The sequence below is a fragment of the Rhizobium etli CFN 42 genome, assembly GCF_000092045.1.
GTDB classification, from domain to species: domain Bacteria; phylum Pseudomonadota; class Alphaproteobacteria; order Rhizobiales; family Rhizobiaceae; genus Rhizobium; species Rhizobium etli.
Map to the genome: position 1 here is coordinate 2,178,582 of NC_007761.1, position 20,606 is coordinate 2,199,187.

Consider the following 20,606-nt stretch of genomic DNA (forward strand, 5'->3'; position numbering starts at 1 on the left):
GACGGGTTTCCGGAATAACTTCAAACCAACAGGGGTCACCATGAAGAAGTTCGCACTCACACTTGCCGCTTCAGCAGCCGCCATTATCGGCGTCGCCTCAGCCGCTCAGGCCGCCGACAAGACGAAGGTCTGCTTCGTCTATGTCGGTTCGCACACCGACGGCGGCTATTCGCAGGCCCACGATCTCGGCCGTCAGCAGGTGCAGGCTGAATTCGGCGACAAGATCGAAACGCCTTATCTCGAAAACGTGCCGGAAGGCCCGGATGCCGAGCGCGCCATCGAGCGCCTCGCCCGTTCCGGCTGCAAGCTCATCTTCACCACCTCCTTCGGCTTCATGGATGCGACCGTGAAGGTTGCCGCCAAGTTCCCGAAGGTCAAATTCGAGCACGGCACCGGCTACAAGACCGGCCCCAACCTCGCCACCTACAATTCGCGCTTCTACGAGGGCCGCTACATCCTCGGCCAGATCGCCGCCAAGACCTCGAAGAATCACGGCGCCGCCTACATAGCCTCCTTCCCGATTCCGGAAGTGGTGATGGGCATCAATTCCTTCGAGCAGGGCGCCAGGTCGGTCGATCCGAGCTTCAAGCTCAAGGTCATCTGGGTCAACACCTGGTTCGACCCCGGCAAGGAAGCCGATGCCGCCAAGGCGATGGTCGATCAGGGCGTCGACGTCTTGACGCAGCACACCGATACGACGGCGCCGATGCAGGTTGCAGAAGAGCGCGGCATCCATGCCTTCGGCCAGGCGTCCGACATGATCGCAGCCGGCCCGAAGGCGCAGCTGACGGCAATCGTCGATACCTGGGGCACCTACTACTCCAAGCGCGTACACGCGCTGCTCGACGGCACCTGGAAGTCCGAGCAGAGCTGGGATGGCCTGAAGGATGGCATCCTGAAGATGGCGCCCTACACCAACATGCCTGACGACGTGAAGAAGATGGCCGAGGAAACCGAAGCCAAGATCAAGTCGGGCGAGCTGCATCCCTTTACCGGCCCGATCAACAAGCAGGACGGAACGCCCTGGCTGAAAGCCGGCGAGAAGGCCGATGACGGTACGCTGCTCGGCATGAACTTCTACGTCGAAGGCGTCGACGACAAGCTGCCGGCGCAATAATCGGGTTATCGCTTTTGCCGATACGAGGGGCGCTCCTTGGGGGCGCCCTTTTTTCTTCTCACACGCTAAAAAAAGCGATTTACAAAAGTAATACTATATGATTTTTTGACCCTGCGCCGCGAAGGAGCGGCATTGGGAGGATATCATGAAATTGAAGACTGCACTTTTGAGTGCCACGATTTTGGCTGCCTGCATGTTCGGTTCGGCTTCGGCCGGCGGCTTGACCGTCGGCTTCTCGCAGATCGGTTCGGAATCGGGCTGGCGTGCGGCTGAAACGACCGTGACCAAGGAGCAGGCCAAGAAGCGCGGCATCGATCTGAAGTTTGCCGATGCGCAGCAGAAGCAGGAAAATCAGATCAAGGCTTTGCGCTCCTTCATCGCTCAGGGCGTCGATGCCATTCTTATCGCTCCGGTCGTCGAAACCGGCTGGGACGACGTTCTGAAGGAAGCCAAGGAAGCCAAGATCCCGGTCATTCTTCTCGACCGCACCATCAAGGCTCCCGACGATCTCTACCTGACGGCTGTTACGTCGGACCTCGTTCATGAAGGCAAAGTCGCAGGCGACTTCCTGGTGAAGACCGTCGGCGATAAGAAGTGCAACGTCGTCGAGCTGCAGGGCACGACCGGTTCGTCGCCGGCGATCGCCCGCAAGAAGGGCTTCGAAGAGGCTCTTGCTGGCCACGATAACCTCAAGATCGTTCGCAGCCAGACCGGTGACTTCACCCGCACCAAGGGCAAGGAAGTCATGGAAAGCTTCCTGAAGGCCGAGAATGGCGGCAAGGATATCTGCGCTCTCTATGCTCATAACGACGACATGGCCGTCGGCGCCATCCAAGCGATCAAGGAAGCCGGCCTGAAGCCCGGCAAGGATATCCTCGTCGTCTCCATCGACGCCGTGCCTGATATCTTCAAGGCAATGTCCGAAGGCGAGTCCAATGCCACTGTCGAGCTGACGCCGAACATGGCTGGTCCGGCCTTCGACGCACTCGATGCCTACCTGAAGGACAAGAAGGCTCCGCCGAAGTGGATCCAGACCGAGTCCAAGCTCTACACGCCTTCCGACGACCCGATGAAGGTCTACGAAGAGAAGAAGGGCCAGGGCTACTGATTTGAACCTGGAACCGCACTGGCCCATAATCGGCCGGTGCGGAACTGCCGGTGCCGGACCGGGCGTCATGCCCGGTCTCGGCGCGGGCGCAAGGCGCAATATCAGGACACAGCAGCCCTCATGGTTCACAATAACGAGAATATTCTCGCAGCCTCGGCCATATCCAAGTTTTTTCCCGGCGCCGTCGCCTTGGACAAGGTTGATTTCACGCTGCGCCGCGGTGAGGTTCATGCGCTTCTCGGCGAAAACGGCGCCGGAAAATCGACGCTGATCAAATGCATCACCGGCGCCTATCATCGTGACGGTGGCAGTCTGGTGCTCGATGGCCAAGAAATTAATCCAGCCAATACGCTCGCCGCCCAGAAGCTGGGTATCGGCACCGTCTATCAGGAGGTCAACCTCCTCACCAATCTGAGTGTCGCCGAAAACCTCTTTCTCGGACGCCAGCCAAGGCGTTTCGGCATGACCGACGTGCGCGCGATGAACCGCAAGGCCCGCGAACTGCTCGCCGGCTACGGCATCGATATTGACGTCACCGCCGAACTCGGACGCTTCTCCGTCGCCGTCCAGCAGGTCGTCGCCATCGCCCGTGCTGTCGATCTCTCCGGCAAGGTGCTGATATTGGACGAGCCGACGGCCAGCCTCGACAACCAGGAAGTCGCGCTGCTCTTCCGGATCATCGAGGGCCTGAAGAAGCGCGGGCTCGGCATCGTCTTCATCACCCATTTCCTCGAGCAGGTGTATGCGATCAGCGACCGCATCACCGTGCTGCGCAACGGGAAGCTCGTCGGCACCCGCAACGCAGCCGAGCTGCCGCGCCAGGGCCTGATCGCCATGATGCTCGGCCGCGAACTCGCCCAGGCCGAAGAGACGGTCGGGGAACGCAGCATTCCAGCCGGCGAGGTCCGGTATCGTTTTTCCGGCTACGGCAAACGCGGCAAGGTCAAGCCCTTCGATCTCGATGTGCGGGCCGGCGAGGTGGTTGGCGTTGCCGGGCTGCTCGGATCCGGGCGCACCGAAACCGCCGAATTGCTCTTCGGCGTCGAACATGCCGATAGCGGCAGTGCGACGATCGATGGCCAGCCCGTCACCCTTTCCAGCCCGCGCGCTGCAATCGGAAAAGGTTTCGGCTTCTGCCCTGAGGACCGCAAGACAGATGGCATCGTCGGCGACCTGTCGATCAGGGAAAATATCGCGCTGGCGCTGCAGGCTCGCCGCGGCTGGACCCGACCGCTGTCGCGCGCCGAGCAGAATGCGCTCGCCGACCGCTATATAAAGGCGCTCGACATCCGCACCACCGACCGTGAAAAGCCGATCCGGCTGCTCTCCGGCGGCAACCAGCAGAAGGCGATCCTCGCCCGCTGGCTGGCAACCAATCCCAAGTTTCTCATCCTCGATGAGCCAACCCGCGGCATCGATGTCGGCGCCCATGCCGAGATCATCCGGCTCATCGAACAGCTCTGCGCCGAAGGCATGTCACTAATCGTAATTTCCTCGGAACTTGAAGAGCTTGTCGCCTATAGTTCACGCGTCATCGTGCTTCGCGACAGGCAGCATATCGCCGAACTCACGGGCGAGCGCATCACCGCAGCCGGTATCGTCGATGCGATCGCCGCCGCCGAGCACAAGAAGGAGGATGCATGAAGTCCTCTCGCAATGCGCTGGCCTATCGCCTGGCTCCGCAATTGATCGCGCTCGTTGTCATTCTCCTGTTGAATTTCATAACGTCGCCGCAGTTTTTTAATGTTGTTGTTCAAAATGGACGCCTGTACGGCAGCCTGATCGACGTGCTCAATCGCGGCGCGCCGGTGGCTTTATTGGCGATCGGCATGACGCTGGTGATTGCCACCAAGGGCATCGATCTTTCCGTCGGCGCGGTCATCGCCATTTGTGGTGCCGTTGCCGCATCCTCGATTGTTTCGGGAAATTCAGTCGCTTATACGATTCTCCTGACGTTGATGATCGGGCTTGCCTGCGGCGTTTGGAACGGCTTCCTGGTGGCAATCCTTAACATCCAGCCGATCATTGCAACGCTGGTGCTGATGGTGGCCGGGCGCGGCATCGCCCAGCTCATCACCGAAGGCGCCATCCTGACCTTCAACGATGACGGTTTGATCTTCTTCGGCAGCGGCTCCATGGCGCTCCTGCCGATGCCGGTCGTCATCTGGCTGCTCGTCGGCCTGCTCGTCATCCTGCTCGTTCGCCGCACGGCGCTCGGCATGCTGCTCGAGGCTGTCGGCATAAACCGCCGTGCCAGCACGCTCTCCGGCATCCAAACGCCGGTGCTGCTGATGGCCGTCTATATGCTGAGCGGGCTCTGCGCCTCGATCGCGGGCATCATCGTCGCGGCCGACATCAAGGGCGCCGATGCCAATAATGCCGGTCTCTGGCTGGAGCTTGATGCCATCCTCGCCGTCGTCGTCGGCGGTAATTCGCTGCTCGGCGGGCGGTTCAGCATTGTCGGTTCGCTGATCGGCGCGATGATCATCCAGGCGGTCAACACCGGCATCCTGTCCTCCGGATTTCCGCCTGAGTTCAACCTGATCATCAAGGCGGTCATCATTATCGTGATCCTCGTCATCCAGTCGCCGGCGGTGCAATCGCTCGCCATCTTCGCCAGCCGCCGGCAGGGCGGAAGGGAGTAGCCGAAATGAACTCCAAATATCTGCCGCTGCTTGCGACCATCGTGATCTTCGTGCTCGCCTATGCCGGCTGCACGCTGCAATATCCGAACATGCTATCGACGCGCGTCATCGGCAATCTTCTGACGGATAATGCCTTTCTCGGCATTGCAGCCGTCGGCATGACCTTCGTCATCATCTCCGGCGGCATCGACCTGTCGATTGGTTCGATCATCGCCTTCACCGGCGTCTTCCTCGCGGTGATCCTGCAGAACACCTCGATCCATCCGCTTCTTGCTTTCGCGCTCGTTCTCGTCATCACCACCGCCTTCGGCGCCATCATGGGCGCGATCATCCACTATCTCGAAATGCCGGCCTTCATCGTCACACTTGCCGGCATGTTTCTGGCGCGCGGTATTGCCTTCGTGCTCTCGATCGACAGCATTCCGATCAACCACGACTATTATTCGACGCTGACGAGCCTCTACTGGCGGCTGCCCGGAGGCGGACGGCTGACGCTGATCGGCGCCGTCATGCTTCTGGTTTTTGCCGCCGGTATCTTCATCGCTCACCGCACCCGCTTCGGCACCAATGTTTATGCTCTCGGCGGGGGGCCGCAGACGGCGCGGCTGATGGGCGTGCCGGTCGGCCGCACGACGATCCAGATCTATGCACTGTCGGGTTTTCTCGCCGGTCTATCCGGAATCGTTTTTTCGCTGTACACATCTGCAGGATATTCTCTTGCTGCAGTCGGCGTCGAACTTGACGCCATCGCTGCAGTGGTCATTGGGGGGACGCTGCTGACCGGAGGAGCGGGCTTCGTGGCGGGAACCTTGATCGGGATTCTGATCCAGGGGCTCATTCAGACCTACATCACCTTCGACGGCACACTGTCGAGCTGGTGGACGAAGATTCTGATCGGCCTGCTGCTGTTTGCATTCATCCTGATGCAGAAAGCGATCCTGTTCCTTTCCAGCCTGAACAAGAGGTATGCCTGAGGGGGGCGGCTCGCTTGCGCAGCAAATTCATCGAGACACGCAAGACAGGGCGCCGAACCCGTACGAGCCATGCACAGGTGGTTGACGAGCTCGGCAAGGCAATCGTCGCGGGCACCTATCCGGTCGGCTCGATCCTGCCGGGCGATACGGAACTGGCGCAACGCTTCAAAGTATCGCGCACCGTTCTGCGTGAAACGATGAAGACGCTCGCCGCCAAGGGCATGGTCGTCGCCAAGGCGCGGGTCGGCACGCGTGTGACCGAAAAGAACCTCTGGAACATGTTCGACAGCGAAATAATCGCCTGGCACTTTGACAATGGCGTGACGGAAGAATTCCTGCTGCAGCTTTACGATATCCGCCTTGCCGTTGAACCCTTCGCCGCTGGTCTGGTCGCCGAGCGCGCCAGCGCCGAGGAAATTGAGACGCTGCGCGAACTGGCGCTGGAAATGGCGGCGAGCGGGCATACGGCCGATAGCCTGGCGCTCGCCGATCTGCGCTTTCACCTGGCTATCGCCGAAGCCTCGCACAATCCCTTCATGCGCACCCTTGGCAGCCTCATCGAAGCGGCTCTGGTCGGCATGTTCCGCATCAGCACGCCACCTTCCGAAAACGGCTTCGCCAATATCGCCGACACCCATATGCGCATCGTCGATGCCATCGTTTCCGGCGACAGCGCCGCGGCGCGCCGTGCAATGGAGGTCGTCATCGTGGATGGCCGCGATCACGTGCACGAGGCCTTCGCGGCCCACGGCTCTCCTGTCGTCCTGGGGCCGATTTCGCCCGCGATCTAATCCTGAAATCGATTTCCGATTTCAGGAATTATGCAGTATGAGGCAGAAAAGCCGCCTCATCGCGCGGATTCGCGGAGCAGATCATGGAACGTACTTGTCTTGCCGTCATCCTTGCCGCCGGTGACAGCACGCGGATGAAATCCTCAAAATCGAAAGTGCTGCATCCGGTCGCCGGCCGTCCGATGATCGCCCATGTGGTCGAGGCGGTCGCCTCTGCCGGCATCTCCTCCGTCGCCCTCGTCGTCGGCCGCGATGCCGGGGAGGTGGCAAAGGCTGCAAGCATCGACGGCGTCGGCATCGAAGCCTATCTGCAGCAGCAGCGCCTCGGCACCGGCCATGCGGTGCTGGCGGCGCGCGAGGCGATCGCCAAGGGCTATGACGATATCCTCGTCACCTATGGCGACGTGCCGCTGCAGACCAACGGACCGCTCAAGGCCGCCCGTCAGGGACTCGCCGAAGGCAGCGATGTCGTCGTCATCGGTTTCCATACCGACCGGCCGACCGGCTATGGCCGCCTGCTCGTCAAGGACGGCGAACTCATTGCCATCCGCGAGGAAAAGGATGCGTCCGATGCGGAGCGCGCAGTCACCTGGTGCAACAGCGGACTGATGGCGATCAACGGCCGCAAGGCGCTCGATCTGCTCTCGCGCATCGGCAATGCCAATGCCAAGGGCGAATTCTATCTCACCGATCTCGTCGAGATCGCCCGTTCGCTCGGCGGCCGCGTCACTGCCGTCGACGCGCCTGAAATCGAGATGACCGGCTGCAACAACCGTGCCGAACTCGCTGTCATCGAACGCTTCTGGCAGGAGCGTCGCCGCCGTGAGATGATGCTGGCGGGGGTCACCATGATCGCGCCGGAAACGGTATTCCTCTCCTACGACACCGTCATCGGCCAGGATGCGCTCATCGAGCCGAACGTCGTCTTCGGCCCCGGCGCGGTGATCGACAGCGGCGCCGTCATCCATGCCTTCTCGCATATCGAAGGCGCCCACGTCAGCGAAGGCGCGACCGTCGGCCCCTTTGCGCGGTTGCGGCCGGGTGCCGATCTCGCCATGGGTTCGAAGGTCGGGAATTTCTGCGAGGTCAAGAACGGCCGGATCGGCGTGGGCGCAAAGGTCAACCATCTCACCTATATCGGCGATGCGGTCGTCGGTGCCGGCAGCAATATCGGCGCCGGCACGATCACCTGCAACTATGACGGGGTCAACAAGAGCGAAACGGTGATCGGCGAAAACGCCTTCATCGGCTCCAACTCCTCGCTGGTCGCGCCGGTGACGATCGGCGACGGCGCGTATATCGCCTCCGGCAGCGTCATCACAGTCGACGTGCCGGCCGATGCGCTGGCGCTGGGACGCGCCCGTCAGGAAATCAAGCCCGGCCGCGCGACGTTGTTGCGCCAGCGCGCTCTGGCCATCAAGGCGGCGAAAAAGGCCGAGGCTTGAGGGCGCTTTCCGTAACCGGCGGAAATTGAAAGTGACCGCCGAGGCGATTGAGAAATAAGCGAAAATCGTTAGGACTGGCCTCGTTGTCAGAGGCTCATGGGGATATTGCATGTGCGGAATTGTGGGGATCGTCGGAACTCAGCCTGTTGCCGGGCGCTTGGTCGATGCGCTGAAGCGCCTGGAATATCGCGGTTATGATTCTGCCGGTGTCGCCACCATCCACGAGGGCATGATGGATCGCCGCCGCGCCGAGGGCAAGCTCTTCAATCTGGAAAAGCGCCTCGACGCCGAACCGCTGCCCGGCACCGTCGGTATTGCCCATACGCGCTGGGCAACCCACGGCGTGCCCAACGAGACCAATGCCCATCCGCATTTCGTTGAAGGTGTGGCCGTCGTTCATAACGGCATCATCGAAAATTTCTCCGAGCTTCGCGATGAATTGACCGAAGCGGGCGCCGTCTTCGACACCCAGACCGATACCGAAGTCGTCGCCCAGCTGATGGCGAAATATCTGCGCGAAGGCCTGGAGCCTCGTGCCGCCATGCTCAAGATGTTGAACCGAGTGACGGGCGCCTATGCGCTGGCTGTCATGCTCAAGGCCGATCCCGGCACGATCATGGCCGCCCGGTCCGGCCCGCCGCTTGCCGTCGGCTATGGCCGCGGCGAGATGTTCCTCGGCTCGGATGCAATCGCGCTCTCGCCCTTCACCAACGAGATCAGCTATCTGGCCGATGGCGATTGCGCCGTCATCTCTCGCGACGGTGTCGCCGTGCTCGATTTTGCCGGAAAGCCGGTCAAACGCGCCCGCCAGATCTCGCAGGCGACTGCCTATGTCGTCGACAAGGGCAATCACCGCCATTTCATGGAAAAGGAAATCTACGAGCAGCCGGAGGTGATCTCCCACGCGCTCAGCCATTATGTCGATTTCGCCGAGAACACGATCGGCGCCAATGCCGCGGCGATTGACTTCAAAGCGGCGACCGGCCTGGCGATCTCGGCTTGCGGCACGGCCTATCTCGCCGGCCTTGTCGGTAAATACTGGTTCGAGCGATATGCCCGCCTGCCGGTCGAGATCGACGTCGCCTCGGAATTCCGTTACCGTGAAATGCCGCTTTCGCCTTCGCAGGCGGCACTCTTCATCTCGCAGTCCGGCGAAACCGCCGATACCCTGGCATCGCTGCGCTATTGCCGCGACAACGGCCTGAAGATCGGCGCTGTCGTCAATGTCCGCGAATCGACGATCGCCCGCGAATCCGATGCCGTCTTCCCGATCATGGCCGGCCCCGAAATCGGCGTCGCTTCGACCAAGGCCTTCACCTGCCAGCTCGCCGTGCTGGCATCGCTGGCGATCGGCGCCGGCAAGGCGCGCGGCACAGTCAGCGCTGAGGAGGAGAGGGCGCTGGTGCGCCATCTCGCCGAAATGCCGCGTATCATGAGCCGGGTGCTGAACCTCATCCAGCCACAGATGGAAAGCCTGTCGCGTGAGCTCTCCAAGTGCAAGGACGTGCTCTATCTCGGGCGCGGCACCAGCTTCCCGCTTGCCATGGAAGGCGCGCTGAAGCTCAAGGAAATCTCCTATATCCATGCTGAAGGCTATGCCGCCGGTGAGCTGAAGCACGGTCCGATCGCGCTGATCGACGAGAACATGCCTGTTATCGTCATTGCTCCCTACGACCGCTTCTTCGAAAAGACCGTTTCCAATATGCAGGAGGTCGCAGCCCGCGGCGGCCGCATCATTTTCATCACCGACGAGGCGGGTGCGGCGGCCTCCAAACTGCCGACCATGGCGACCATTGTCCTGCCTGTCGTCGACGAAATCATCGCGCCGATGATCTTTTCGCTGCCGATCCAGCTGCTCGCCTATCACACCGCCGTCTTCATGGGCACCGATGTCGATCAGCCCCGCAATCTGGCGAAATCCGTGACTGTGGAGTAAGCCGGCAAGGTCGGATCTCGGCGCCGAAACATATTGTGCAGCGCCTGGAATTCTGGCAATTTTACCAAATGGACAAGGGGGAAGGGTCGGCGTTCCGGCCCGTCCAGGACTGAGATGGAGTTCATCAGGAAACGATGGCCGACAACGCCCCCAGGATGCCGGTAGCGACCCGGCTGAGGAACAATTTTCTCGCAGGCCTGATCATCTGCGCGCCGATTGCGATAACCATTTGGCTGACCTGGACCTTCATCCACTGGTCGGACAGCTGGGTCAGGCCCTATATCCCGGCGCGTTGGAACCCTGAAAGCTATCTTAATTTCGCCATTCCCGGTTTCGGCCTGCTGATTGCTGTCGTGCTGATCACCGTCGTCGGTTTCCTCGGCAAGAACCTCATCGGCCAGAGCATCGTGCGTTTCGGCGAATCGATCGTCCAGCGCATGCCGCTGGTGCGCACGATTTATAGAAGCGTGAAGCAGATCTTCGAAACCGTGCTGAAGGAACAATCGAATTCCTTCAAGAAGGTCGGACTGATCGAATATCCAGGTCCGGGCCTCTGGGCGCTGGTTTTCGTCGCCACCGACGCCAAAGGCGAGATCGCCTCGAAGTTCAATGCCATGGGTCAGGACATGGTGGCCGTCTTCCTGCCACCGACGCCGGTGCCGACGGCCGGTTTCCTCATTTTCGTACCACGCGAAAAGATCGTCATGCTCGACATGAGCCCGGAAGACGCCGCCAAGTACCTGATATCAGGCGGCCTCGTGGCCCCCGGGCACACGCCGTCCGAGCCGAAGCAGAAGCATCTGCCGCGACCGAAGCCGGTGGCCGTTTCAAAAGCGGACTAACCCGCCCTCAGGAACCGGATCGCTTCGTCGCGGCGAAAGAGGTAGAGCAGGGTGCGGATCGCCTGTCCTCTTTCGCTGGTCAGTTCCGGATCGCGCTCGATGAGATAAGCCGCATCCTTGCGGGCGATCTCCAGCAGATCGGCATGCGCCTCGAGGCTGGCAATGCGAAAGCCCGGCGTGCCGGACTGGCGGGTGCCGAGCAATTCGCCTTCGCCGCGCAGCTTCAGATCCTCCTCGGCAATGCGGAAGCCATCCTCCGTTTCCCGCATGATCGACAGCCTGGCATGGCCTGTCTCGCCGAGCGGCCCCTTGTAGAGCAGGATGCAGGTCGAGGCCTCGTCGCCGCGTCCGACCCGGCCGCGCAGCTGGTGCAATTGCGCCAGACCGAAGCGTTCGGCATGTTCGATCACCATGATCGTCGCATCCGGCACATCGACGCCGACCTCGACGACAGTGGTGGCGACGAGCAGCCGGGTCTCGCCATTTTTGAACGCTACCATTGCCGCGTCCTTCTCCGGTCCGCTCATGCGGCCATGGATGAGGCCGATATCGGAGCCGAGCGCAGCTACGAGTGTGGCATGCCGCTCCTCGGCCGACATCAGGTCGAGCTCTTCGGATTCTTCGACCAGCGGGCAGATCCAGTAGGCCTTCTTGCCCTCAGCAAGCGCGCTTTGCAGCCGGCCGACAATTTCGCCGGTGCGCTCCATCGGCACCGTGATTGTCTGGATCGGCTTGCGGCCGACCGGTTTTTCCGTGAGCTTGGAAACGTCCATGTCGCCGAAGGCGGCGAGCACCAGCGTGCGCGGGATCGGCGTCGCCGTCATGACGAGCATATGCGGCGAGATGCCCTTTGCCGTCAGCCGGAGGCGCTGATGCACGCCGAAGCGATGCTGTTCGTCAACGACGGCCAGCATCAGCTTGTCGTACGTGACGCTGTCCTGGAAAAGCGCATGCGTGCCGATAATGATCTGCGCCGCACCGGAGGCGATGCGCTCCAGGATCTCCTCCCTTTCGCGTCCCTTGGTCCGACCGGTCAGGACTTCGATGCCGAGGCCGGCGGAGGCGGCGAATTTTGAGATCGTCGCGTGGTGCTGGCGCGCCAGGATTTCGGTCGGCGCCATCAGTACCGCCTGGCCGCCGCTCTCGATCACCGCCGCCATCGCCATCAGCGCCACCAGCGTCTTGCCGGAGCCGACATCGCCCTGCAGCAGCCGCAGCATGCGCTCGGCGCCGGCCATGTCCTTCAGAATCTCGGCGATCGCATCGTTCTGGCTTGACGTGAGCGAGAAGGGCAACGCCTTCACGATCTTGCTGCTGACCGCACCGGTCGCATGCACCGGCTGGCCCGCCACTTTGTGGAGCCTCTGGCGCACCAGGCTGAGCGACAGTTGGCCGGCCAGAAATTCATCATAGGCAAGCCGCCTTCGGGCAGGGGCCTGCGGATCGACATCCGAGGGATCGCGCGGTTCGTGCAGCATATGAAAGCTGTCACGGATCGACGGCAGCCCCTGCTTCTGCGTCAGGGTCAAATCGATCCATTCCGGCATTTCCGGAAATCGCGGCAGGGCGGCGTCGATGATCTTTCGCAGCGTTTTCGGCGAAAGGCCGGCCGTCAGCGGATAGATCGGTTCGACGAGCGGCAGGCTCTCCACCTCCTCCGCTTTGACGATATAGTCGGGATGCACCATCGAGGCGCGGCCATTGAACCAATCGACCTTGCCGCTGACCGTCACCTCGGCGTCGACAGGGAGCTGCTTTTCCAGCCACGCAGCCTGTCCGCGGAAGAAGACCAGTGTCAGCTCGCCGGTCTCGTCATGCAGGAAGACGCGGTAGGGCACATTGCTTTTGCCGCGCGGCGGCACCAGGTGGCGGTCGACGCGCGCGGTGATCGTTACGATTGCACCCTGCGGCGCCAAGCCTATCCCAGGCTGGTTGCGCCGGTCGATCAGCGAGAAGGGCGCATGGAACAGAAGATCGATGACCCGGCAATCTTCCACCGTCTCGCGCCCGAACAGCTTGACGAGTAGTTCGGCGATCTTCGGGCCGACGCCCGGAAGGCCCGAAATGGGGGAAAACAGTGGATCGAGAATGGCGGGGCGCATGCGGCCAAAATGCGATGAACAATGCGGCCTTGGCAAGGCTGACAAGCCGCTTTCGAGGGTCTATAGAGGCGCATCAACAGGAAGGTAATGCCATGACAGGTGTCACGCTCACGAGTGCCGGTCTCGACCCGCGCCGCCGCCGGATCCTTTTCCGCTGCTGGCACCGCGGTATCCGCGAGATGGATCTGGTCTTCGGCCAGTTCGCCGAAGCCGAGATCGCGACGCTTTCGGACGCCGAGCTGGACGAGTTCGAGACGATCATGGCCGAAGAGGATAATGATCTCGTCCGCTGGATCATGGGAACCTGGCCGGTGCCTGAGCGTTTCCAAACACCGATGTTTGCCCGCCTTGCCGCCTACAAACCCGATTTCGACAAGCCCCTCAGGACGCCGGAATGATCCCTGGTTTCGATGCGAAGAAGCTTGCGGCCGTTGCCGAGCCGCTGACGATCGGCAATGTGCCTACCGGTCTCGAACCGCTGCTGCTGGCCGAGCTTGCCCGAGCGGGAGAACCCGTCGCCTATGTCATGTCGGACGGCCACCGCATGGCCGATCTGGAACAGATGCTCGGCTTCGTCGCCCCCGACATTCCGGTTCTCACCCTGCCGGCCTGGGACTGTCTGCCCTATGACCGCGTTTCGCCGAGCGCCGATACTTCGGCCCGCCGGCTTGCCGCGCTCGGCGGCCTCATCGCCCATCGCAAGAAGCCGCACGCCGCGATCGTGCTCGTCACCGCCAACGCCATGCTGCAGAAGGTGGCGCCGCATGATGTCATCGAAAGTCTGAGTTTTTCGGCCCGTCCCGGCAACCAGCTGCGCATGGATGATCTCGCAGGCCGCCTGGAGCGCAACGGCTTCGACCGCGTCGCGACCGTGCGCGAGGTCGGCGAATATGCCGTGCGCGGCGGCATTCTCGATGTCTTCGTGCCGGGTTCGGAAGAGCCGGTCCGCCTTGATTTCTTCGGCGATACGCTGGAATCGATCCGCAGCTTCGACCCGGCGAGCCAGCGCACGACCGGCCAGGTGCGCTCGCTTGATCTCAATCCGATGAGCGAAGTGACGCTGACGCCCGATACGATCAGCCGCTTCCGCAAGAACTATCTCTCGGCTTTCGGCGCGACGACGCGTGATGATGCGCTTTATCTCGCCGTCTCCGAAGGCCGCCGCTACCCGGGCATGGAGCATTGGCTGCCGCTCTTTTACGAGAAGCTCGATACCGTTTTCGATTATCTCAGCGGCTTCCGTGTCGTCACGGACCATACGGTGCGTGAAGCAGCCGAAGAGCGCTCCAAGCTCGTCCTCGATTATTACGACGCCCGCCTGAATTCCGGCCAGCCGGCCAAGGGCCAGATGGCGCAGGGCACGCCCTACAAGCCGGTGACGCCGGGCCAGCTCTATCTCGACAGCAAGCATTTCACCAAAACCCTCGACGCGCTCGGCGCGATCCGCATCAGCCCGTTCAACGAGCATGAAGGCGAGGCGAGGCGGGTAATCAATGTCGACGCTCGCCAAGGTCAGCGCTGGGCACGCTCCAATGCCGAAGGCGGCGGCGATGCCGAGCGCGTCAATATCTTCGACATCGTCGTCAAGCATATCGCCGACCGCCGCGCCGCCGGCGCAAAAGTGCTCGTCACCGCCTGGACCGAGGGCTCGCTGGAACGCCTGCTGCAGGTGTTGAACGAACACGGCCTGGAAAAGGTCAAGCCTGTCGAGGCACTGAAGGATATACGCTCGCTGGAGAAAGGCGAGGCCGCTGCCGCGGTGCTCAATCTCGAATCGGGCTTCGAGGCGGGCGAGCTCGTCGTCATCGGCGAGCAGGATATTCTTGGCGACCGCATGGTCCGCCGTTCCAAGCGCCGCAAGCGCGCCGCCGATTTCATCTCGGAGGTCGCAGGCCTCGACGAGGGCTCGATCGTCGTTCATGCCGAACATGGCATCGGCCGCTTCATCGGGCTGAAGACCATTGAGGCGGCGGGCGCCCCCCATGCCTGCCTCGAGCTGCAGTATGCCGACGAGGCCAAGCTTTTCCTGCCGGTCGAGAATATCGACCTTCTCTCCCGCTATGGCGGCGAGGGCACCGATGCCCAACTCGACAAGCTCGGCGGCGGCGCCTGGCAGATGCGCAAGGCCAAACTCAAGAAGCGGCTGCTCGATATGGCGGACGCGCTGATCCGAATCGCCGCCGAGCGCCTGACTCGCCATGCGCCTGTTCTGACGACCCCGGACGGGCTTTACGACGAGTTTGCCGCCCGCTTCCCCTATGACGAGACCGAGGACCAGGACAATGCCATCGAGGCGGTGCGCTCCGATCTCGGCGCCGGCCGGCCGATGGATCGCCTAGTCTGCGGTGACGTCGGCTTCGGCAAGACGGAAGTGGCGCTGCGCGCCGCCTTCGTCGCTGCGATGAACGGCGTCCAGGTTGCCGTCGTCGTGCCGACGACATTGCTTGCCCGCCAGCATTTCAAGACTTTTTCCGAGCGATTCCGTGGCCTGCCGGTGCGTGTCCAGCAGGCCTCCCGCCTTGTCGGCGCCAAGGATCTGGCGCTGACCAAGAAGGAAGTGGCGGACGGCAAGACCGACATCGTTGTCGGCACCCATGCGCTGCTCGGCGCCGGCATCAAGTTCGCCAATCTCGGCCTGCTCATCATCGACGAGGAGCAGCATTTCGGTGTCAAGCACAAGGAGCGGCTGAAGGAGCTGAAGAGCGACGTCCACGTGCTGACGTTGTCGGCAACACCGATCCCGCGCACGCTGCAGCTCGCCATGACCGGGGTGCGCGAGTTGTCACTGATCACCACGCCGCCGGTCGACCGCATGGCGGTGCGCACCTTCATCTCGCCCTTCGACAGTCTTGTCATCCGCGAGACACTGATGCGCGAGCACTATCGCGGCGGCCAGAGCTTCTACGTCTGCCCTCGGCTTGCCGATCTAGCGGATGTGCATGCCTTCCTGCAGTCCGACGTGCCGGAGCTGAAGGTCGCCGTCGCCCACGGCCAGATGCCGGCCGGCGAATTGGAAGACATCATGAACGCCTTCTATGAAGGCCGCTATGACGTGCTGCTGTCGACCACCATCGTTGAGTCCGGCCTCGACGTGCCCACGGCCAATACGCTGATCGTCCACCGCGCCGACATGTTCGGCCTTGCCCAGCTCTACCAGCTGCGCGGCCGCGTGGGCCGCTCGAAAGTGCGCGCCTTCGCGCTATTCACCCTGCCTGTGAACAAGGTGCTGACGGCGACGGCCGAACGGCGGCTGAAGGTGCTGCAGTCGCTGGATACGCTCGGCGCCGGCTTCCAGCTGGCAAGCCATGACCTCGATATCCGCGGCGCAGGCAACCTGCTCGGCGAGGAGCAGTCCGGCCACATCAAGGAAGTCGGCTTCGAGCTTTATCAGCAGATGCTGGAAGAGGCGGTCGCCGAGGTTAAGGGTGTCGACGAAATCCACGATACCGGCTGGTCGCCGCAAATCTCCGTCGGCACCACGGTGATGATCCCCGAGAACTATGTGCCTGACCTGCATCTGCGGATGGCGCTCTATCGCCGTCTCGGCGAAATCACTGACCTCAAGGAGATCGACGGCTTCGGCGCCGAGATGATCGACCGCTTCGGGCCGATGCCGATCGAAGTCCAGCATCTGCTGAAGATCGTCTACATCAAGTCGCTTTGCCGCACCGCCAATGTCGAAAAGCTCGATGCCGGCCCGAAGGGCGTGGTCGTGCAGTTCCGCAACAAGGAATTCCCCAACCCGGCAAACCTCGTCGGCTATATCGGCAAGCAGGGCACGATGGCGAAGATCCGCCCCGATCACAGCCTGTTCCTGACCCGCGACCTGCCGACACCGGAAAAACGCCTGCAGGGCGCTGCCGTGATCATGACGCAACTGGCCGAGATGGCGAAATAGACAAAGGAAAAGCGAGATGGCGACATACGGCGCAACGATCGCCTGGCGGCGAAACGGCGAGACCTTTACCGACAATCGCTACAGCCGCGTCCATCGCTGGACCTTCGATGGCGGCATCGAGGTGAGGGCGTCCTCGTCCGCGCATGTCGTTCCGCTGCCCTATTCCGCCGAAGACGCCGTCGATCCCGAAGAGGCCTTCGTCGCCTCACTCTCCAGCTGCCATATGCTCTGGTTCCTGTCGATCGCCGCTAGGCAGGGCTTTTGCGTCGACAGCTACACCGATACCGCCGAGGGTGTCATCGAGAAGAATGGCGAAGGCCGTCTTGCCATGAGCCTGGTGACGCTAAAGCCGCATGTCGTCTTCAGCGGCGAAAAGCAGCCTTCGCTCAGCGAGCTCGAGGCCCTGCATCATCGCGCCCACGACGAATGTTTCATCGCCAATTCGGTGAAGAGCCAAGTGCGCTGCGTTCCGGTTCTGGGTTGAGTCAAAGCCGCAGCTTCAGTCGACCGGTGGCTCCGACCAGCCGATCAGCTTTGCCCATTCATTGGCGCCGTCCATGATGATGTCGAACACCGGGTCCTTGATGTCGCAGTAGAAATCGACGTCGTCGGGAAAACGTTGAGCGAGCCGCTGCTTGATCAAGGCATAGGCGTTGGCCGCCGTCGGATGAGCGCGAAGAAAATCGCGGCAGAGCAGGGCGTAGCGCTGATTGACCGGCCTCTTTGTCGAATATGCAGATTGGCGGCGCGTCCTCTGCTTCGATAGAAGGCCTTGCGCAATTCGCCTTCCGCGAGTTCAACTGCCGGAGGGCAGTGGTCGATAACGATTGGTCTGCGCTCGAAACCGGCCTGTTCGAAGGCGTCGACATCGATGTCGGCCAGATCGTCCACTGTCAGCTGAAGATCGATGATGTCCTTGGCAGGAAGACCGGGAATGGCCGTCGAGCCGATATGATGCAAATAGGCTCCAGCAGGGGCTGCGCGCATAATGGCGCGCTTGAGCACTGCGAAATCCTCGACCCAACTCTGTCGCGGCTGCTCGATCTCGATTCGCATCGACAGCCTCAGTTGAGCCCTGATCGCGCCTCGGCCTTCGCCTTGGCGATATCGCGTAGCGCGTTCGCCAGGACATCGGGTGTCTGGGCGCCGCTGACAGCATACTGCTGGTCGAAGATGAAAAACGGCACGCCGTTGACGCCCATCTCCTGCGCGGCCGCGATCTCCGCGACGATCAAATTGCTATCGGCATCGGAAGCGAGCAGCGAGGCGATGACCGAACGGTCGAGGCCGCCTTTCTCGGCAATATCGAGCAACACCGCATGGTCGCCGACGTTGCGGCCTTCCTCGAAATTCGCCTTGAACAGCGCCGCGACGACCTTGTCCTGCTTCTCCCTGCCTTCGATCATCGCCCAGTGGATCAATCGATGGGCGTCGAGCGTATTCGGGCCGATCTTGATCGCCTCGAAATTGAAGGCGATGCCGATCTCGCGACCGTAATCGGTGAGCATCTTGTGAGCCTGCGCCACACGCTCTTCGCCGCCGAGCTTTTCAGCCAGCGCCTTCTTCTGGTCGACCCCTTCCTTGGGATAGTCTGGATTGAGCCGGTACGGCCGCCAGTTGATGTCGACGCCGATCTCGTCCTGCACTTCGGCAATGGCGAGTTCCAGCCGCGCCTTGCCGAGATAGCACCAGGGGCAGACGACATCCGAGACGACGTCGATGGTGATGCGCTCCATGATGATGTTCCTTCTGTGTGTCTCTGGAAGAGACATAGGGCCGAAGTGTTTCGGCCCCTTTTATTGGGCGCTTGTATCCCACCAGACCGGCAGCTGGTAGCCGTAAAGCGGTACCGTGTCGGGATGGCCAATGCGCTTGCTGCGGGCAACCCATTGCTGGTCCATATGATACAGCGGCAGCACGTAATGGCTCGATAGTAGCAACCGGTCGTATGAGCGCACCGCGGCAGTGAAATCCTCGTTCGAGCGTGCCCGCAATACGTGATCAATCAGCGTGTCGAGATCGGGATCATTGGCGCCGGCAAAGCTGTCCTTGCCCTCCTGAGTGCGCGCAGCCGAAGACCAGCGGCCGAGTTGCTCGGTTCCAGGCGACAGCGACGAAGTATAGGACTTGATGATTATATCATAATCAAAGCTGTTGGTTCGGCTCTGGTACTGCGAATCATCGACAGTGCGAATTGAAGCCGCTATGCCGATCGTCTGCAGCGAACGCTGATAGGCGACGGCAAGCTTCTCCTGGTCGGCATTCTGCGTCATGATCTCGAAGGTGAGTTGGCGGCCGGAGGCGTCAAGCATCTTGCCACCCCGGATCGTATAGCCGCCCTGATTCAACAACCCAACCGCCTGCTTCAGCACGTTGCGGTCACGGCCGGAGCCGTCGGTGACCGGCAGCTCATAACTGCCGTCGAGAATGTCGGGTGCGATTTTGTCCTTGATCGGCCCGAGCAACGCAATTTCCTTCGCATCGGCGGGAATGCCGAAGCTTGATAGATCGGAATTCTGCCAGAAGCTCTGGGTGCGCTTGTAGGCGCCGGAATAAAGGTTCTTGTTCGCCCATTCGAAATCGAACACCAGCGACAGGCCTTCGCGCACCTTCGCGTCGGTAAAGATCGGCCGGCGCGTGTTGAACACGAAGCCAAGCATGCCGCTTGGGAGTTTCGGCGTGAACACATCCTTGATCACGGTCCCGGAGGTGGCGGCGGGGAAATTGTAGGCATTGGCCCAATGGCCGGGATTGCCGTCGGGATAGAGGTCGACATCGCCCTTCTTGAAGGCTTCGAACAGCGTTGTGTCCTGCAGGAAATACTGGACAGTGATCTGGTCGTAATTGTCAGTCCCGACCTTCGCCGGAATGTCCTTGCCCCAGTAATTCGGATCCCGCTCATAGGTGATGCTCTCGCCGGGTTTCACCGTCTTCACCTTATAGGGACCGGAACCGACCGGCGGCGTCAGCGACGTGCGGTCGAAGGTTTCCGGATCGACCGCATGTTTCGGCAATACAGGGAAAAGGCCGAAAATCAGGGGCGTCTCGCGGTCAGCCTTTTCATTGAAAGTGAAGCGCACGCTGTGTTCACCAACCTTCTCCATCTTGCTGACGACTTTTAAGCGTTCGGAATAAGGCACGCGTCCCTTGTCTCGCATCAGCTCGAAGGTGAACATAACGTCTTCCGGCGTCACCGGCTGTCCGTCGGACCATTTCGCCTTCGGATTGAGGTTGAACTGGATGAAGCTCCTGTCCTCATCCCATTCGACCGTTTCGGCAAGTAGGCCGTAAAGCGTAAAGGGCTCGTCGCGGGAGCGCTGCATCAGCGATTCGTAGACGAGGTTCCCATATTCCGGATCCCACATGCCGCGCGCTGTCGTGCGCATGCTCTTCAGGATGAACGGGTTGAGATTGTCGAAGGTGCCGACGACGCCATAGGTGATCTTGCCGCCCTTCTTCACGTCGGGATTGACGTAGGGGAAGTGCTTATAGTCAGGCGGCAAGGCCGGCTCGCCATGCATCGCGATGCCGTGCAGCGGCTCGGCGGCGACGGTGCCACATAGCAAGGAGAGGACGAGGGGGACGATGATCCGGAGCATTCGGCAATCCTTGATCCGCGAAAAAAAAGTGCATGATTCATCGCGAGATTAGCATGGGGTCGACCGATTCCAACAAGCAGGGGCGATTTCTTTGACTCGTCGATGAAATTGCCTCTTAAATTGCCAAAGAAAAGCTGGATATCTTGAAC

At 61.5% G+C, this 20,606-nt stretch carries 15 protein-coding genes and 1 pseudogene; 12 read left to right on the top strand and 4 right to left on the bottom strand.

The genetic code is table 11. The features are described from left to right. Positions 1–40: 40 nt before the first annotated feature. The 9 genes from RHE_RS10675 (at position 41) to RHE_RS10715 (ending at position 10,858) form a co-directional block, all read left to right on the top strand. Positions 41–1,117, top strand: a complete 1,077-nt coding sequence (locus RHE_RS10675) for a BMP family ABC transporter substrate-binding protein (RefSeq protein ID WP_011425352.1) — start codon at positions 41–43, stop codon at positions 1,115–1,117. Positions 1,118–1,262: 145 nt separating this feature from the next. After that, positions 1,263–2,225, top strand: a complete 963-nt coding sequence (ytfQ, locus tag RHE_RS10680; protein WP_011425353.1) for a galactofuranose ABC transporter, galactofuranose-binding protein YtfQ — start codon at positions 1,263–1,265, stop codon at positions 2,223–2,225. A gap of 120 nt (positions 2,226–2,345) precedes the next feature. Next, positions 2,346–3,869 carry a galactofuranose ABC transporter, ATP-binding protein YtfR gene (gene ytfR / locus RHE_RS10685; protein WP_011425354.1) on the top strand — a complete coding sequence of 508 codons (1,524 nt, stop codon included), beginning with the start codon at positions 2,346–2,348 and terminating at the stop codon, positions 3,867–3,869. Further along, positions 3,866–4,870, top strand: a complete 1,005-nt coding sequence (locus RHE_RS10690) for an ABC transporter permease (protein ID WP_011425355.1) — start codon at positions 3,866–3,868, stop codon at positions 4,868–4,870. The genes ytfR and RHE_RS10690 overlap by 4 nt, the downstream gene beginning before the upstream one ends. Positions 4,871–4,875: 5 nt before the next feature. After that, on the top strand, positions 4,876–5,844 hold the full coding sequence (gene yjfF, locus RHE_RS10695) for a galactofuranose ABC transporter, permease protein YjfF (protein ID WP_011425356.1): 969 nt from the start codon (positions 4,876–4,878) through the stop codon (positions 5,842–5,844). A 14-nt stretch (positions 5,845–5,858) separates the two neighbouring features. Then, positions 5,859–6,635, top strand: a complete 777-nt coding sequence (locus RHE_RS10700; protein WP_042118450.1) for a FadR/GntR family transcriptional regulator — start codon at positions 5,859–5,861, stop codon at positions 6,633–6,635. An 83-nt stretch (positions 6,636–6,718) separates the two neighbouring features. Beyond that, positions 6,719–8,080: a bifunctional UDP-N-acetylglucosamine diphosphorylase/glucosamine-1-phosphate N-acetyltransferase GlmU gene (gene glmU / locus RHE_RS10705; protein WP_011425358.1), complete on the top strand. Its 1,362-nt coding sequence runs from the start codon at positions 6,719–6,721 to the stop codon at positions 8,078–8,080. Positions 8,081–8,189: 109 nt separating this feature from the next. Then, a complete protein-coding gene (glmS, locus tag RHE_RS10710; RefSeq protein ID WP_011425359.1) occupies positions 8,190–10,016 on the top strand; it encodes a glutamine--fructose-6-phosphate transaminase (isomerizing) in 1,827 nt (608 codons plus the stop codon). A gap of 134 nt (positions 10,017–10,150) precedes the next feature. Beyond that, a complete protein-coding gene (locus RHE_RS10715) occupies positions 10,151–10,858 on the top strand; it encodes a DUF502 domain-containing protein (RefSeq protein ID WP_011425360.1) in 708 nt (235 codons plus the stop codon). Here RHE_RS10715 and recG read toward each other — a convergent pair. Beyond that, complete coding sequence (gene recG / locus RHE_RS10720) at positions 10,855–12,960, bottom strand: ATP-dependent DNA helicase RecG (protein WP_011425361.1); 2,106 nt, start codon at positions 12,958–12,960, stop codon at positions 10,855–10,857. The two genes, RHE_RS10715 and recG, sit on opposite strands and share 4 nt — an antisense overlap. Positions 12,961–13,052: 92 nt before the next feature. Between recG and RHE_RS10725 the strand changes: the two genes are divergently transcribed. The 3 genes from RHE_RS10725 to RHE_RS10735 are packed head-to-tail and all read left to right on the top strand — an operon-like array spanning position 13,053 to position 17,342. Beyond that, positions 13,053–13,358 (top strand): FAD assembly factor SdhE, encoded by a 306-nt coding sequence (locus RHE_RS10725; RefSeq protein ID WP_042118458.1) that lies wholly within the window; start codon positions 13,053–13,055, stop codon positions 13,356–13,358. Further along, positions 13,355–16,858 (top strand): transcription-repair coupling factor, encoded by a 3,504-nt coding sequence (gene mfd, locus RHE_RS10730; RefSeq protein ID WP_011425363.1) that lies wholly within the window; start codon positions 13,355–13,357, stop codon positions 16,856–16,858. The genes RHE_RS10725 and mfd overlap by 4 nt, the downstream gene beginning before the upstream one ends. A gap of 16 nt (positions 16,859–16,874) precedes the next feature. Then, entirely contained in the window at positions 16,875–17,342 is a 468-nt protein-coding gene (locus RHE_RS10735; RefSeq protein WP_011425364.1) for an OsmC family protein, read from the top strand. A gap of 15 nt (positions 17,343–17,357) precedes the next feature. Here RHE_RS10735 and RHE_RS10740 read toward each other — a convergent pair. The 3 genes and pseudogenes from RHE_RS10740 to RHE_RS10750 form a co-directional block, all read right to left on the bottom strand. Next, positions 17,358–17,914, bottom strand: a pseudogene (locus tag RHE_RS10740) (GrpB family protein). A gap of 8 nt (positions 17,915–17,922) precedes the next feature. Then, positions 17,923–18,594, bottom strand: coding sequence for a DsbA family oxidoreductase (locus RHE_RS10745; protein WP_011425366.1), 672 nt, complete (start codon positions 18,592–18,594; stop codon positions 17,923–17,925). A gap of 60 nt (positions 18,595–18,654) precedes the next feature. Continuing rightward, positions 18,655–20,457: an extracellular solute-binding protein gene (locus RHE_RS10750; RefSeq protein ID WP_011425367.1), complete on the bottom strand. Its 1,803-nt coding sequence runs from the start codon at positions 20,455–20,457 to the stop codon at positions 18,655–18,657. Positions 20,458–20,606: the final 149 nt, after the last annotated feature.

Excerpts from the sequence above, each read along its gene's own strand:
- RHE_RS10675 (WP_011425352.1), top strand. The coding sequence starts at position 41 with ATGAAGAAGTTCGCACTCACACTTGCCGCTTCAGCAGCCGCCATTATC.
- ytfQ (WP_011425353.1), top strand. The coding sequence starts at position 1,263 with ATGAAATTGAAGACTGCACTTTTGAGTGCCACGATTTTGGCTGCCTGC.
- ytfR (WP_011425354.1), top strand. The coding sequence starts at position 2,346 with ATGGTTCACAATAACGAGAATATTCTCGCAGCCTCGGCCATATCCAAG.
- RHE_RS10690 (WP_011425355.1), top strand. The coding sequence starts at position 3,866 with ATGAAGTCCTCTCGCAATGCGCTGGCCTATCGCCTGGCTCCGCAATTG.
- yjfF (WP_011425356.1), top strand. The coding sequence starts at position 4,876 with ATGAACTCCAAATATCTGCCGCTGCTTGCGACCATCGTGATCTTCGTG.
- glmU (WP_011425358.1), top strand. The coding sequence starts at position 6,719 with ATGGAACGTACTTGTCTTGCCGTCATCCTTGCCGCCGGTGACAGCACG.
- glmS (WP_011425359.1), top strand. The coding sequence starts at position 8,190 with ATGTGCGGAATTGTGGGGATCGTCGGAACTCAGCCTGTTGCCGGGCGC.
- RHE_RS10715 (WP_011425360.1), top strand. The coding sequence starts at position 10,151 with ATGGCCGACAACGCCCCCAGGATGCCGGTAGCGACCCGGCTGAGGAAC.
- recG (WP_011425361.1), bottom strand. The coding sequence starts at position 12,960 with ATGCGCCCCGCCATTCTCGATCCACTGTTTTCCCCCATTTCGGGCCTT.
- RHE_RS10725 (WP_042118458.1), top strand. The coding sequence starts at position 13,053 with ATGACAGGTGTCACGCTCACGAGTGCCGGTCTCGACCCGCGCCGCCGC.
- mfd (WP_011425363.1), top strand. The coding sequence starts at position 13,355 with ATGATCCCTGGTTTCGATGCGAAGAAGCTTGCGGCCGTTGCCGAGCCG.
- RHE_RS10735 (WP_011425364.1), top strand. The coding sequence starts at position 16,875 with ATGGCGACATACGGCGCAACGATCGCCTGGCGGCGAAACGGCGAGACC.
- RHE_RS10745 (WP_011425366.1), bottom strand. The coding sequence starts at position 18,594 with ATGGAGCGCATCACCATCGACGTCGTCTCGGATGTCGTCTGCCCCTGG.
- RHE_RS10750 (WP_011425367.1), bottom strand. The coding sequence starts at position 20,457 with ATGCTCCGGATCATCGTCCCCCTCGTCCTCTCCTTGCTATGTGGCACC.